Source organism: Cryobacterium sp. TMT2-42-4 (assembly GCF_004402645.1).
Classification (GTDB): domain Bacteria; phylum Actinomycetota; class Actinomycetes; order Actinomycetales; family Microbacteriaceae; genus Cryobacterium; species Cryobacterium sandaracinum.
The window spans coordinates 1-13,536 of sequence record NZ_SOFT01000027.1 but is presented as its reverse complement, the minus strand read 5'-3'; the positions used below and the strand labels follow the sequence as shown (position 1 = coordinate 13,536).

The window sequence follows — 13,536 nt, the reverse complement described above, 5'->3', positions numbered from 1 at the left end:
GTCAATCAGCAGTGAAGGTTCCTCTCAGCGACGTCGCGTGCGTGAGGATGGACTATGTGATGCATGAGGGTCAAGTGGAGCTTGCTGCGGACGAAGTGGCCGCGGCGATCACGGCGCAGTTTAGCGATTTCGCTGGGTTGCCCGTGGAGCATGTCGAGTCAGCCGGCACCGTTGTCGCGCCGTTTCGTGTCGGTGAGCACGTCGTCGCCCGACTGCCGCTCGTGCCGACCGATTCGGATGTCGCACGAGAGAGTGTTCGCAGTGAACAGGAGCACGCGATCATTCTCACCGACATTCTCGACATCGCGGTGCCACAGCCGATTGGTGTGGGTGAACCGTTTGAAGGGTACGCGGGTGTCTGGTCCCTATGGACATGGTTGCCTGGAAGATCACTCGACCGATTAACAGTGTCTCGGGATGTTCGTCTCGCGACTGACCTCGCAACCGTGATCGGATCGATTCAGTCGTTGCCGTCGGTCGGTCTGCCATGGAATGGCGTTGGTCGAGGAGGAAGCCCGCTCGCCGACACGACCTGGGTGCGGGAGTCGATTGACCGATCAGCCCATCTCATCGATCGGGTTAGGGCGACGGCCGTGTGGGAGCGGGCGCTTTCAGCCCGACCACATATCGACCCTCCGCTGCGCATCCATGGCGACCCGATGCCTGGTAATTTCCTCATGAACGACGGAGTGCTCACGGGCATGGTGGATGTTGGAACGCCGGCAGTTGGCGATCCGGCTGCTGATCTCCAACCTGCGTGGGTTCTCTTCGAGGAACCGGCACGCAGTACATTCATCACCGCAATGGGGCTCGACGTTGCGGCCCAGGAGCGCGGACGCGGTTGGGCTTTCGAGATGGCGATTGGCGGCCTGCATTACTACGAACACACCAATCCGGTGTTCTTTAGCCAAGCGTTACAAACCTTGGAACGGCTACTGACTGAATAAGCACCGCCGCACGGAGCTCGGCCCGCAGTAGGTTCCGCTTCCGGTTGGTGGACGCGCCGAACTATCGGGGCTCAGGTTGCCAGCGTGGACGGGCGAGCGGTCGGGCCATTCAGTTCGCGGCCACCACGACCGGACGCCGCTCCATTTCCCGCCAGGCTCCTCCGGACAGTGGGCTCAGCGTGATGAGCGTGTAGACGATCGCGATGATTCCGAAGGTGAGCGACAGGCCGATCGTGTCGGCGGCGATGCCGCCGAGCAGGGCGCCGAACGGCACACCCGCCCACGCACCGGCGTTGATCAGGCCGAACACCCGGCCGCGCATGTGTTCGGGAACGCGTTCGAGCTCCACCGTTCCGAGTATCGGGTTGATCGCCCCAGCCGCCAGGCCCGAGAGCGCGGTCATCACGACCAGCACGGGTAGCGGCGCACCGATGGCGAAGGCAGCGCTCGACGGGCCGCCAGCCAGGGCGAAGCAAACCGCCAGGGTCACGCGGCGGGGCACGCGGTGAGCGACGAAGCCGAAGGCCACGTTGCCCACTAGGGCGCATCCGCCCATGACGGCGACAAGCAGTCCGAGAGCGGCCGCGCCTCCCAGCCGATCGTTCGCATAGAGGGGCATCAGGGTCGAGCCGCGCGCGGCGTCGAGCAGATTCGTGACCAGTACGAGGCCGACGACCAACCGCATCAACGGGTCATGGATGACGAAGCGGAAGCCTTCGGCCAGGTCGGCCCAATAGGAGGAACGGGGAGCGTCAACGCTGTCGCCGCTCAGCCTGACGGCGGCAGGCGCGGCTGCCACAAACGCCCACGTCATCAGTGCAGAGACCGCGAACGTGGCCGCGTTGACGAATAGGGCTGCGATCGGCCCCAGGAACGCGACGAGCAGACCGGCGATCGAGGCACCGATCAGCTTGGCGAAGCGCTCAGAACCATCCAACAGCCCGACACTCTGCTCGATCCGCACGCCGGCCCTTACGGTCAACCCGGGCAGCATGACGCGCCGCGCAGTCTGCCCGGGGGTGTCGAGCAGACCACCCGCGAATACCAGGATAAGAAGGGCCCAGAATGGCAGCCCGACGGTCAGCGCCAGTACCGGCATGGCCAGCACGGTGGCACCACTCACGAGGTCCGCAACGATCGCCGCTCTGCGGTGACCCACCCTGTCCACGACGACCCCGCCGAGCGCCCCGCCGACCACAACCGGGGCGGTGGCGAAGAATGCCGCTATTCCCACCTCGACGCCCGACCCGCCGAGGCCGAGGACGTAGAAGGGGATGGCGAACGCTGTGATCACGTTGCCTGTTTGCGAGATCGCGTGGGCAGCCAGCAGGGCCGAGAGTGCGCCGGTTGCGCGGCGGTCCCGAGGCAGCGTCTCCTTCATGTTCTTTCTCATCGGCGGTCTGACTCAGGGACGGCGATAGGCCTGGTAGACGAGCACCACGGGCTCGGCGCCATCGGCCGTGGCCGGGTCGTGAGCGGCGCTCGCGTCGACCCACCGGTTGACCAGGGCTTCGAGCTCGGCCCGCATAGTGCCCAATTCCTCGACAGTAAGAAGCAGGCTGCGGTCCCCGCTCGCGCCTGCCGCGACCCACTCACGGGGCAGGGCAGGTGTCGCGTCGATGTAGTCGGTGAACCGGGCGGCGTATGCCTGGGCAATCGACTTCTGCAGAACGGATGACGCCGCGAGTTTGTCGGGGTCGTCGAGCAGATCGGCGGGCTCCCAGCTGGTCAGCAGGGTCGTGGCTTTCCACCAGCGTTCGCGGTGGTCGGTGCTCTGAGCCTCGGCCGGCTCGATCAGGGCGATGGAAGCAAGCTTGCCGAGATGGTAGCTGATGGTACCGGGAGCCTCATCGACGACGTCGCCGAGTTGGGCTGCGGTCAGCGGGCCGCGTTCGCGCAGCAGGCCGAGTAGACGCAGCCGGGTCGGATGCGCGAGGACCCGCATGGAGGCGGCAGAGTTGAGCGTGGTGCGTGAGGCGTCGCGGGGGGTCATACCGATGACACTATAAGAACAACAGTTATTGCGCAATGATTGTTGTGCAATAACTGTTACTCGATCTGTCTCTCGCTCCTAAGCTGAGCCCATGGTCAACGGGGCGGAACATGAGGGCCGGGCTCTTCGGGTCGAAGGTTTGGTGAACGCACGCGATCTCGGTGGCCTCCCACGGCAAAACGGAACACGGACTCCCAGGGGCGTTTTCTTCCGTTCCGAGAATGTTGACTGGGTTACCCCGGCGGGATGGGACCAGATGCGTGAATCCGGCATCCGCACCATCGTCGACCTCCGCCAGGCAGGAGAACGGGCGCAGGACACCCAGCCGCGGCCCGAGTGGCTGACCACTGTCACAGTCGATCTGGACGGCCTCGATGATGCCGACTTCTGGAAGGACTTCTGGAGCAACGGGCTCAGCGGAACGGCCCTGTACTTCTTGCCGCACCTCCAGGCGATGCCCGAGCGTAGCGTCGCCGTCCTGTCTGCCTTGGCCAGCGCGCCAGAAGGCGGAGTGCTCTTTCACTGCATGGGCGGAAGAGATAGAACCGGACTCATCGCGATGCTCCTTCTCGCTGCCATTGATACGAAACCAGAGGCAATCGTCGACGATTATCTCGAAACAGTCAGACTTGCCGATCTTCGAGCGGCAACATCGAATCGGAACAACGCCGAACCCGAGATCGAGGCGTTGTGTCAGACCTACGGCACGACAACAGAGGGCGCATTCCGCTCAGCACTCCTCGGCCTCGACCTCGTCACGCTCCTCGCATCCCCGGAGCTCAACGAAGCCAACAGGGCTGCGGTCACGAGTTGGCGAAGCAACGTGTAACCGGGTACACAAAATGACGCACTGAGGGTTCCCAAATGCCACTCCCCCAAAGACTCCGTACTCGGCGATTTGGCGTCGTATCTGCTGCCGTGGACGTCCGGTCTACGTGACGTCGCACGGAATCTATGCCGCTGGGATCATCAGTGGTGTTTCCAACTGCAGCACGAACTGCAAAGGTGAGCCGGGAGGCGGCGGACGTGTTTGCAGCGCGACGGTTCTCTACGCGCCGGTGACAGAACTGATGGCAAACGGCCACGGGCTCAACTACGTCCCCTAGTCGGATCCCGGGCGAATTATGTCGGTGAGGTGTGACCATGGCGGAAATATCCGTCGAGGTCACACCCACGTAGTGAACTAATGCGCGCCAACTTAGAAGACTCGAAGCACGGTCAAGCCCCTGTAACGATCGCCTCTCGTTTCCGCGAGGGGGCATTCTTCGCCCGTACATTGTGACCATGAGTCAGAAACGACGAGGGCTGATCGTGATCTCGATTGCCGTAGCAGTCGGCATGTGTGGGTGCACGACTGAGCCGTCGACGGATATTCCGGCGGGCGTCGCAATGACCGCGTACCCTGGCGAGCCAACACCTCGGCCGAGTGGTCTGGTCGACCCATCTGCGGGCTACGCAACAGTCGTCGATGGGCGGCTGGCGATTGTCCTGTTGAGCAGCTCAAGCTGTCCGCCCCACGCGGACTCAGCGGATCTAGAGACTATGACGTTCGGGTTTTCGGTCGATACCGAAGGCCCCTGCACGGCAGATTCTGCCCCAACGACATTCGAGTTCGACGTGCCATCAACCGAGAATTTGACGACGTTCATCACGATAAATCTCACGGCCGGCGACACCTCCAGCTCTCAGCTGCCGGTACTGCGGTAAGCGTCCCTCTTGCGGGCAAATTTTTGTCCAGCTTTCACGAACCACGGGCCAGCGTAATTCCCCGTTACTCTGAGCCCATGAAGAGCAAACCGGATGAACCGGCTATGGCGCGAGCTTTGTGGCGCTGGACGCTGCCGGCTGCCGTGATCGCCGTCGTCTCTATTCTGTTGATCTGGGTAGCCCAATCGCTACCCACTATTTGCCCCGCGATTTACCCCGCTCCGGCAAGCTGCGCTCCTGATGCACGCTCGGGTCCCGCACTTCTTGGCAGCGCCCTCCTCGTTGCCCTGTTTGTGGCGCTGCTGGTCACCGGCGCGGTACTTCAACCCAGACGCCGCGAAAAAGCATTACGGGTCCTTTTGATCGTGCTTGTCGTGGCTGCCGTCGTCGCGCCTCTATGGACTCTCACCCGTTCCGGCTTCGCACTCGGTTAGCGTTCGAGCTTCGGCAACAGGGCCTACGAGCTGCACCAGCTCCGCACCGAAGTCGCCACCATCCGGGACAAGGTGTACGCACTCACCCCTGAGGTTGAGTGAGGCCGGGGCGGTTCGGACGCACTTCCAGCGACACCTGCTGGGGCTCGTGCGGTCGGTCACTCACCCAGACCTGGTAGTGGTACTCACCGCGGACGCCGTACAAGGTGCAGACCCCCGTTTCGGAGAACGCCGTCGGCGGCCGCTGGCAGGTGCCCTCCACCGAGAATCTGAGGCCCACGCCCGTCGCCATGCGTTCCAAGTCGTGGACGCTAACTGCGGTGTCAGTCACCCACCGCCGAGAGATGCTCGGGCACGGGTTCGTGCTCATACACAGGAACTGTTCGCGGCGAACCATGTCGTTCACCTGCTCCCAGTCGGCGGGGACACCCAGCTGCGCGGCCTGCTCCACGAGGACTTCGGTGACCCGTTTTTCCAGGGCGAACACCACGAGAAGCGCGGCGACACCCAAGGCCATCAGCCCGGCCGCGACGGCACCCAGAACCTTCACACCATCCCCCAATGCACTCGGCCGCCTGAAGCGTAGCGCGCAGGATGCGCAGTTGTCACCGCGTAGGTGGGGCAGAGCGGCGCCGCCCGCTGCACCTCCGGCTTACGGGCCGATTGGGCGTTGGAGATTGTGAGCGTCGCTAGGATCACCACATGGCCGCCAACATCGCAATGCTTGTAATGGGCATCATTGCGATCCCCTCGGGCGTTGCCATCCTGCTTTGGCCTGAACCTCTCGCGAAGTTCTTCAAACTTCTGGGCGACACGATGACCATGTATCCAGAGAAGATGCGGAACACTGTTTACAAGACTGGAAACTTTCGTATCGCGGGCGTCGGCTATGTACTCTTTGGGGTCTTCGCATTCACCATTCTTGTCTGGCGTCTGACCCACGGCTACGAGTTTTAGACACGCGCTCTTCGCTCACGGTTCCCACCTGGCACCCGTAAAGAGAAGGAGTCGGGAGCGGTCCCGTTCATGCTCGACGGTGCGGCCTTATTGGTGCGACCGGAGTACCAGCCGCAAACATGGCCAAATTTCCGACCCTCGTTGTCGCGAACCACTCGCACCACACGATGGGTAGGCTCGGCACATGATCGACACTCCCTGGGACCTAGACAGGTACGAACTCGTCCCGGGAGTCTCGGAGCACCGACTGTCACGCATCATTCGGGTAGTAGCTCGCGTGACGAGCATCATCTTTGGCGCGACTGTCTTCTTCGTCACGCAAGCCATCCAGGATGAGGCCAGCGTGAGCGAAATGGGCCTGGTGATCATTGCGACCGGCCTCGGAATCTCTATCCTGATCCTCATTGGTGTCAACATTGCCCGCGGTCGTCGCAGGCTTCTTGAGGCAGCCGCCGGCTACACAACCACGGCGAGTGGCCGTCAGGATCTCAATCAACTGGACCCGGTTACCGGCATCGTCCTTCGCAGAGCCGGCTCGGTGGTAACCACGACACCCAAGCATCACGTTGCCACCGTGGGAAGGAGTTCCCGAGCGGTAGCCAACGCCTCATCGCTCGACCGGGTCGTGCGATTCGTGGATGATCCTCCCTCCTTGCAAAAGAAAATTGCCATCTGGGGCCTCGCGATCTTCATCATCGGGCTCATCGCCGTAACCCTCAGCGTCCTATTCGCCAGTTCAAAGGGCCAAAGCGCCAATGGTTTGACGTTCCAACAGGAAGGCCGCATCGGGCTCGCGGGGTTTGGAATGCTCGTCACCCTGATCGTCGTGAGCACTGCCATATCTCAGCGCTCCAAGTTGCGGGCAGCCAATTTGGTTCGACCAGACGCCTTTGTCTTCCTGACGCAGCGCACCCCGGAAATCATCGACGCACTGAAGGCCATCGGGGCCGACCGCCCCCGGCTGCCTCAACACTTCGCTGTCACTCTCGGACCGAAGGGAATCGAGCTGTGGGGCCGCGGACGAACTGAGTTCCCCCGCTACGCACTGCCCTGGAACGACATCGAGTATGTCCATCCCGGCCGGCTTGCGGTCGAGACCGGAAATTTCAGCGTCACGTTCAGCGTGACGGTTCAAGCCCTCCACTTTTTTCAGACCGTCGATGGGCGCGCCATAGATCTACCGTTCACAATGTTCGGCCCACGCGGAATGAATCGAGCCGCAACCCAGGATGCCAACAAGATCCTCAATGCTTGTTCCCGCTATACGAACATCGCCTGACCGACAGCCTCCCTTCACAGTCAGTGACGGCTCCGGATCCCGCAATCGGCACGAAACGACTCAAGGCTGGTCGCATCGCCTGCGTAAGCACGAATCGGCGTCCCGGAGAGGGTTCCTCCCCGGCATCCAACTTAACCAGCGAGTCTCTCCACTGGATTGCCAAGATGAGCGTCAATGGCGGCCTCTCGCGTCCCTGAGGCGCCGATTGCAGTCGGCCGAGGCCTGCCAGAACCTTGATGAGATACGCACGGGGTTCGCAGTCGCCACAGGGAACTGCACCGACTCTCTCGCACAAAGGAGCGTCAGCGTCTGCACCCGCGTATACCTTGAGACTCAAATCAAGAAAGCTCTGCTTCCCCTAGCTCTCCAGCCGCCCCGACCAGGAAAGGCCACCAAACCGTGACCGATTCGTCCGCCCGCAGGCGTTTCCCGATATGGGCGACTGTCGTCATCTACGTGGTCGTGCTGGTCACGGCGATCACTGCCAGCGGCTACTTGTTCTACCTCGGCGTGTATGGCACGACCGAGGGATGTTTCGACGCCGTGACAGAAATTGCTGAGGAAATCCAGGTGGCTGAGGCAGGGACCGTGGAATCGATGAAGACTTTCGACGACGGTGGTCTTAGCAACTGTGAGGACCCCACCATGTCCGTGCTGCTGTCCGGCGTGAACGCGGCCACGAACGTTGAGCGCAACCTCACAGAGGCCGGGTTTTCCGAAGACTCCCCTGGGTCATGGTCACGGCGTGGAGCCCGGATCGAGGTCCGTGGATGGTCGGGAACCACGGAGGTTACGATCAGGGCTCGTAGCGCAACCTGACACGCGGCTTGGAGCCGCAGCCGGTCTACGCCCGCCCTCACCTCGCAAAACGATCATCATCATCATCGAACTCAACCCAACCTCTCCTCCGGTCGGTGGTTCGGACCGCAGCTTGGAGCTGGATCGCCAACAGGGCACCGCGCCCGGACCGTCGTCCACAACGAGTGCCAGCGTGCAGCTGATTGTGGACGGGATGGGTGCCCTCATCCTGTCGAGCCCTTACGACACTGACAGGCTCAACAGGCAACTACGAGCCAGAAGTCGACACCCGCACCACCACGCCGGCTGACTCCGTGAGACCGAGTCAATGACTGAAGAGGATCAACCAGGTCCAGAAAACGGCCAGGAGAGCGGAGAGGCCAAGAGCTGCGCTCAGTCGCAGCCAGATCGGTCGAAGCCACGGCGTGAGCGCCAAAGCAGCGAACATGAGAATCCCCGCCCCCAGCGCCACGTACACGGCAGACGACGCGTTCGGTGCGGCGAACCCGCCGGGTTCAACAGGGCACCCGGCAAACCAGCATCGCTCGAGGCTCACCGCCAGAACCGGCAATAATGCGGGCACGAAGGCTAGGGGCACCGTCCACAGGAGGTGCAGACTCCGCCAGCTGAAATGTGCCTGCATGAACCGAAGGCCAGGCTTTGCTTCGCGCGGCTGTATCGACATGCGGTAAGAGTAGAGGCAACACGCCACGTTCTCCGGCGATTTGGACCAACGAGACCGAATCGGTCGTTGAGGGTTCCCGGTTTGGACAGCTATCTGCACGGTCGAAGGGAGTGGACAGGGACCGCCACGAGACCCGTCCGCCACTCGGCGGCCATCCAGCGCATGGCTCAGCCCTCGGAGTCCGAACTCTCAGCTTCTGAGAGACAGAGATCATCGTTCATCTTGATCACGAACGCGACGGTCAGACGGAGGGCGACGACGTAGGCCTTGAAATGCGCATCGTCGTTCTCGCCCCCGGCTTGTACCCCATGCAGGTACCTATTGCGCAAGTTCGGCCCGTTGCTGAACCCCACCATGTTGAGAAAGTAGTTGAAGTAGTCGCCCTCGGCCACCGTCAAGAGAGAAGATCGGCGCACCACCCAACCCTTCTCGGCCATAGAATCTGCTTCGGCGCGTCCCGCCTCCGAGAGGTGGTAGTAGTTCGCGGCTTGCGTATTGAACAACGCCGCGAGAATCAGCAGCTGCTCCCCGCTCACGAACTGAACTCGCGCGCCTGTGTCCTGGAGAACTCCTAGTTTGTTCAGATGGTCGACACTTGCCTTCTGGTAGTGGTGAAAGTCTGTATAGGTGAGTTGGTTCTCAAGAAGGAGTCTGGCCGCATTATCGGCCCGCAAAGTTTCGTCAATGTAGGTCAGCGTCGATTGGTCGGAAAACAGAAGATTGAGGATGCTGGCGATCTCTGAGCCTTCGGACGGGTAGACATACTTGCCCTTGAGGAGGCTGGGTATCTCCTTGTATCGAATCTGGTCCGCCCCGATAGTGAGCAGATCGCGATCAAGCTCACCGTTCTCGACGAACAGGCCGAATTGGTTGGCGAGGCTTTCCATCTCAGCGAAGAGATGCCGGACCTTCTGGAGGTACGAGGAGCCGCCGGCCGACGGAATGAACGAGAACTCCGAGATTCCGAACTCTTCGAGGAGGTAAGTTCCGCAAAACCATGAAATGACCTGTTCAAGGTCAATATCGTGCGATTCAAGAAACTGACGATACATGAGCGTCTGAACCATCGACCTCGAGTTGACAGTTCGAAAAGCGCTGCCAACCTTGTACTCGGCATTCCCGGTGAGGCCCACCGTCCGTTCCATCACGCCTAAGCCCGCAGGGTAGGACGGAAGCGTCAGGAGCACTTGGCGATCACCGAACTCAAACAGGTGCTGAAAGTTGTTGAGGATGCTCGGATTATCGATAGTGTCCTCGAGCCAGCGCCCGCCGTATGTGTACCGCCAGACCGATCCATCCGAGGTGTCCACCTCGAGGACGATTGGCTCATCCTGGACATCGGAGATGCTCACCTCCGAACCGGTCTTGTACCCTTCGTTCCGGGCAAAGATCTCAGCGTTCAGCACCTCGCTACGCCGCTTTGCCCGCAACCGCAGCTTGGCGTCGATCCCCGCCTGAGCATTATCTCGTGCAGTCGCTATCAACCGCACGTAGTTCAGGTTCGCTTCATCGGCATCGATGTAGCGCGCAAGCAGAATGCGGGCGTCCATCGACGTGAAGCTACGCGGAAGGTGTACCTCCCCTCGCGCGTCCTTCTCTAGGTATTTGCGAACGAGGTACTCAGCACCGCGAGGCGAGACGAGCAATTCATCCCGCAGTTCGGTGTCATACGCCTGAACGAGGCTCCTACTCGCGAGCAGCTCTCCGAGATGCACACCTGCCGCCTTCAGCGACTGAAGGGCGATCTCACTCTTACAGCGTGCGAAGACCTTGTTACGACCAAGAAGGTCAAGGAGATCTCTGTGATACTCATAATCGACCTCGGCCACGATGGCGGCGAAGTTCGAGCTGTCGATGCCGGTGAAGAATCGAGCAACCGCACTGCGAATCTGCGGCACCAGCGCCACAAGCCGATGGCGTTCTTCATCTGTGTGGGTGCTCGGGATAGATCCATGCTCGAGGTATTGCTGAACGTTGTGAAGCTCGAGAACGTCCACGATGTTCGTTGGCGGATTCTCCGGATCGAACTCGACGGCGATCTCGGCGACCCGCGGAGAGTACCAGCCAGCTGCCAGGTCATGCACTCCATAGAAGCGAACCCGACGCGGCTCGTCGTCTTCCTCTTTCACTGGACTGTCCCGTTCAGGGCGGCATCCCGCACGAACGGTGTTGGCGTATAGCTTGTGGGGTCGTGAATCCACTTGCCAATTTCAATCGGCACTGTCATCCGCATGCGATGCGCCTCAGCTTGTCGAGCAAAATTGGGGTTCGCTGGGTCGATGACGGTATCAATCGTTGTGGTCAGCCAGTCGAGGAGCTTCTCCGCATTCGGTTCCTGCACCTCGTTCGCTACACCTTGCACCTCGTGCGTGTAGTGCGGCATGTTGTGATTCTTGCCGCTCCATAGATCCTTCCGACGACTGTTGTAATAGGCCGTCACTGCCTCGCCAAAACGGCGCCGTTCAGCGCGCCGAGTGAGCTCAACAGCTTGATTTGCGAGCTCGTTGGCACCCTTCGTTAAGTTCACGCTCTTCCGAGCGAGGTTGTTTGCCGAGATCGCTGCCAACAACGCCGCCAGCGCAAGCAGAGCAGAGACAACTATTGATGCGTATGAAAGGTAGTCCGGTTCGGTCATCTTCTGATAGATCCCGTCGAGATAACACGAGGTTGACCTGGGCAAATCGATACAGTTCACAATGACAACCTAGGGGACTTCAGCCCTCGTCTGTGATTGGTGATGATGTCTGTGCCGACCGACAGTCTGGGAGTGATCGTGCACGCCACCGCCAACCTAAGGAGGTGGGCTCTGAGCCTGGTCATTCCCTATTACAGCGGCGGAGCTGGTCATCGCAGCCGTCGTCTGCTTACTCCTGTGGAAGCGCAATCGATGGAGCATGCTGCTGCTTGATCTTCTCGAGGATCCCGTTAAAGGTTCCCGGCAGCGTCTCACTCCTGAGCTGTCGGTGGCCCGACGCTCCCGGAGTCGCGGAGAGCATCTTCGATTTCCGACTCCTTGAATCCAGCCACCCGAAGCGATTCGCGAATGCGGGCATCGGAAACCTCTTGCCTTCTCCGTGCCCGCTCTGCAGAGCGAGTCAGTCGCCAATATCTGAATAGCTTGGTTGCCAGGATCACCGCAAAGAGCGTGATTCCAAAGACGACCAGTGAGAGCACGGCCCCAGCGAATGCGGTCACAATCTCCACTGCGAGGATCCTTTCTTGAGCTCCGTCCCGGCCACATCACGTTGCTGTTTTGAACAGGTGGGATGCGAGCGGAGGACCCAAAGCGATTCCCCGATGTCCCCCTCGGTTAGCCACAGCCTATTGCCGCGCCCCTGCATACCCAACCCAAGGCTCCGGCTCCGATCCATCTGAATAGCACTCGGCAAGACTGCCAAGCTCGCAGGCCACTTAACAACAAACGCCCGCACAAGGTTCGCTATGGCTGGTAGGCCCTGATGAAGTCTCGCCCGAACGCACCGCACCTGTGACCCAATCACCCCGTCGAAGAGATGCGCCACGGCATAGTCGAACTCATGACAGGGTTCGCGGACAGAGCTGAGCAAATTGCGGCGCACTTGGTCGCCCACGAAACCGGCGCGGAAGCCATTCCTTACGACATAGACGGCCGCCAATCCGCTGTGGACTACCTACTGGAATGGCCAGACGGAAGGCGTGGCGCCCTCGAAGTGACGCTGGTCACCGAGGCAACATCCATCGCCTGGCAGGGCATGGCCGCCAAGGAAGATTGGCGGTGGCCGTCAGCGAGTTCGTGGGAATTCCGCCCTGCCAGCACCAATTTCCAGTACAAGCAAACGCGACGGGCAGTTACACGTGCAGCACAGCTCTGCGACGAATGGTTGGTCGATGCCCCCGAAGAGCTGCCCATGAGTGTGCTGGCGGAGGAGTCCGAAGTCGCCGGGTTCCTCGTCGATGACGTCGGAACCCTGCGTCGGACGCCGTTTATTGCTGGGGTGACGCTTTACCAAAGCACCCGCGCCGAGTTCGTGGGGTTACGTCCCTGTGAGTGGTGTGGTTTCCCGCTCTTGAGTGTTGCTTCGTCAACGTGAAGAGCCACCGTGGGATGGTCAGTGAGTACCGATCAAAGAACNGAACTCACAAAGGACACCACACGATGGCTCTAGACCAGTCTGCCCTGCTCGACCTGCTGGGAGAACTCAAACTCACCGATGTCACCGACCGCATCCGCGTCGCGACCGAAACCCTGTATCAAGAACTGATCGATGCGGAGGCGACCGCGTTCATCCGTGCCGCCCCGTTCGAGCGCTCGGGCGACCGCACCACCCACCGCAACGGCACCCGGCCGCGGACGTTGACGACGACGGCCGGGGACCTCGACCTGAAGATCCCGAAGCTGCGCGCCGGGTCGTTCTTCCCGGCGCTGTTGGAGCGGCGCCGCCGGGTCGACCAGGCGTTGTTCGCGGTCGTGATGGAGGCCTACGTCCACGGTGTATCGACCCGGAAGGTCGACGACCTCGTCAAAGCGCTCGGAGCGGACACGGGGATCTCGAAGTCGGAGGTGTCCCGGATCTGCGCGGGCCTGGACGCTGAGGTGGCCGAGTTCCGCGACCGCACCCTCTCCGTGCAGGACTTCCCCTACGTGTTCCTTGACGCGACCTACTGCAAAGCGCGCGTCGGGCACCGGATCGTGTCCCAGGCCATCGTCGTCGCGATCGGCGTCGCGGCCGACGGACGCCGTGAAGTACTCGGTTTCG

General features: G+C 61.4%; 15 protein-coding genes. 8 read left to right on the top strand and 7 right to left on the bottom strand.

Annotated features, from left to right (window positions below):
- Positions 1-11: 11 nt before the first annotated feature.
- Positions 12-947, top strand: a complete 936-nt coding sequence (locus E3O18_RS09320; RefSeq protein ID WP_134417971.1) for a phosphotransferase — start codon at positions 12-14, stop codon at positions 945-947.
- Positions 948-1,056: 109 nt separating this feature from the next.
- On the opposite strand, the gene E3O18_RS09315 is transcribed toward E3O18_RS09320, so the two are convergent.
- Positions 1,057-2,340, bottom strand: coding sequence for an MFS transporter (locus E3O18_RS09315; protein ID WP_198410912.1), 1,284 nt, complete (start codon positions 2,338-2,340; stop codon positions 1,057-1,059).
- A gap of 12 nt (positions 2,341-2,352) precedes the next feature.
- Entirely contained in the window at positions 2,353-2,940 is a 588-nt protein-coding gene (locus E3O18_RS09310) for a helix-turn-helix domain-containing protein (RefSeq protein WP_134417970.1), read from the bottom strand.
- A 91-nt stretch (positions 2,941-3,031) separates the two neighbouring features.
- Here E3O18_RS09310 and E3O18_RS09305 point away from each other — a divergent pair, with 91 nt between their 5' ends.
- Positions 3,032-3,769, top strand: coding sequence for a tyrosine-protein phosphatase (locus E3O18_RS09305; protein WP_134417969.1), 738 nt, complete (start codon positions 3,032-3,034; stop codon positions 3,767-3,769).
- A 955-nt stretch (positions 3,770-4,724) separates the two neighbouring features.
- Complete coding sequence (locus E3O18_RS09300) at positions 4,725-5,081, top strand: hypothetical protein (RefSeq protein WP_134417967.1); 357 nt, start codon at positions 4,725-4,727, stop codon at positions 5,079-5,081.
- Between the two features lie 82 nt (positions 5,082-5,163).
- Here E3O18_RS09300 and E3O18_RS09295 read toward each other — a convergent pair whose 3' ends face one another.
- Positions 5,164-5,631 (bottom strand): hypothetical protein, encoded by a 468-nt coding sequence (locus tag E3O18_RS09295; RefSeq protein WP_134417966.1) that lies wholly within the window; start codon positions 5,629-5,631, stop codon positions 5,164-5,166.
- Between the two features lie 152 nt (positions 5,632-5,783).
- On the opposite strand from E3O18_RS09295, the gene E3O18_RS09290 reads away from it, so the two are divergent.
- From E3O18_RS09290 to E3O18_RS09280, 3 genes are all read left to right on the top strand, one after another.
- The gene (locus E3O18_RS09290) at positions 5,784-6,038 is read left to right on the top strand and encodes a hypothetical protein (RefSeq protein ID WP_134417965.1); all 255 of its coding nucleotides are present in this window, start codon (positions 5,784-5,786) and stop codon (positions 6,036-6,038) included.
- A gap of 277 nt (positions 6,039-6,315) precedes the next feature.
- Positions 6,316-7,317 carry a hypothetical protein gene (locus E3O18_RS09285; RefSeq protein ID WP_134417964.1) on the top strand — a complete coding sequence of 334 codons (1,002 nt, stop codon included), beginning with the start codon at positions 6,316-6,318 and terminating at the stop codon, positions 7,315-7,317.
- A gap of 399 nt (positions 7,318-7,716) precedes the next feature.
- On the top strand, positions 7,717-8,136 hold the full coding sequence (locus E3O18_RS09280) for a hypothetical protein (protein WP_134417963.1): 420 nt from the start codon (positions 7,717-7,719) through the stop codon (positions 8,134-8,136).
- A gap of 304 nt (positions 8,137-8,440) precedes the next feature.
- On the opposite strand, the gene E3O18_RS09275 is transcribed toward E3O18_RS09280, so the two are convergent.
- From E3O18_RS09275 to E3O18_RS09260, 4 genes are all read right to left on the bottom strand, one after another.
- Entirely contained in the window at positions 8,441-8,800 is a 360-nt protein-coding gene (locus E3O18_RS09275; protein WP_134417962.1) for a hypothetical protein, read from the bottom strand.
- A gap of 167 nt (positions 8,801-8,967) precedes the next feature.
- Positions 8,968-10,929: a hypothetical protein gene (locus E3O18_RS09270; RefSeq protein ID WP_134417960.1), complete on the bottom strand. Its 1,962-nt coding sequence runs from the start codon at positions 10,927-10,929 to the stop codon at positions 8,968-8,970.
- On the bottom strand, positions 10,926-11,495 hold the full coding sequence (locus E3O18_RS09265) for a hypothetical protein (RefSeq protein WP_134417959.1): 570 nt from the start codon (positions 11,493-11,495) through the stop codon (positions 10,926-10,928). The genes E3O18_RS09270 and E3O18_RS09265 overlap by 4 nt, the downstream gene beginning before the upstream one ends.
- 251 nt (positions 11,496-11,746) lie before the next feature.
- Positions 11,747-12,004: a hypothetical protein gene (locus E3O18_RS09260; protein WP_134417958.1), complete on the bottom strand. Its 258-nt coding sequence runs from the start codon at positions 12,002-12,004 to the stop codon at positions 11,747-11,749.
- Positions 12,005-12,336: 332 nt separating this feature from the next.
- Here E3O18_RS09260 and E3O18_RS09255 point away from each other — a divergent pair, with 332 nt between their 5' ends.
- Both E3O18_RS09255 and E3O18_RS09250 read left to right on the top strand, forming a co-directional pair.
- Positions 12,337-12,870 carry a hypothetical protein gene (locus E3O18_RS09255; protein ID WP_134417957.1) on the top strand — a complete coding sequence of 178 codons (534 nt, stop codon included), beginning with the start codon at positions 12,337-12,339 and terminating at the stop codon, positions 12,868-12,870.
- A 65-nt stretch (positions 12,871-12,935) separates the two neighbouring features.
- A partial coding sequence (locus E3O18_RS09250) for a transposase (protein WP_174722114.1) occupies positions 12,936-13,536 on the top strand: 601 nt, incomplete at its 3' end.

Excerpts from the sequence above, each read along its gene's own strand:
- E3O18_RS09310 (WP_134417970.1), bottom strand. The coding sequence starts at position 2,940 with ATGACCCCCCGCGACGCCTCACGCACCACGCTCAACTCTGCCGCCTCC.
- E3O18_RS09300 (WP_134417967.1), top strand. The coding sequence starts at position 4,725 with ATGAAGAGCAAACCGGATGAACCGGCTATGGCGCGAGCTTTGTGGCGC.
- E3O18_RS09315 (WP_198410912.1), bottom strand. The coding sequence starts at position 2,340 with ATGAGAAAGAACATGAAGGAGACGCTGCCTCGGGACCGCCGCGCAACC.
- E3O18_RS09290 (WP_134417965.1), top strand. The coding sequence starts at position 5,784 with ATGGCCGCCAACATCGCAATGCTTGTAATGGGCATCATTGCGATCCCC.
- E3O18_RS09255 (WP_134417957.1), top strand. The coding sequence starts at position 12,337 with ATGACAGGGTTCGCGGACAGAGCTGAGCAAATTGCGGCGCACTTGGTC.
- E3O18_RS09305 (WP_134417969.1), top strand. The coding sequence starts at position 3,032 with ATGGTCAACGGGGCGGAACATGAGGGCCGGGCTCTTCGGGTCGAAGGT.
- E3O18_RS09275 (WP_134417962.1), bottom strand. The coding sequence starts at position 8,800 with ATGTCGATACAGCCGCGCGAAGCAAAGCCTGGCCTTCGGTTCATGCAG.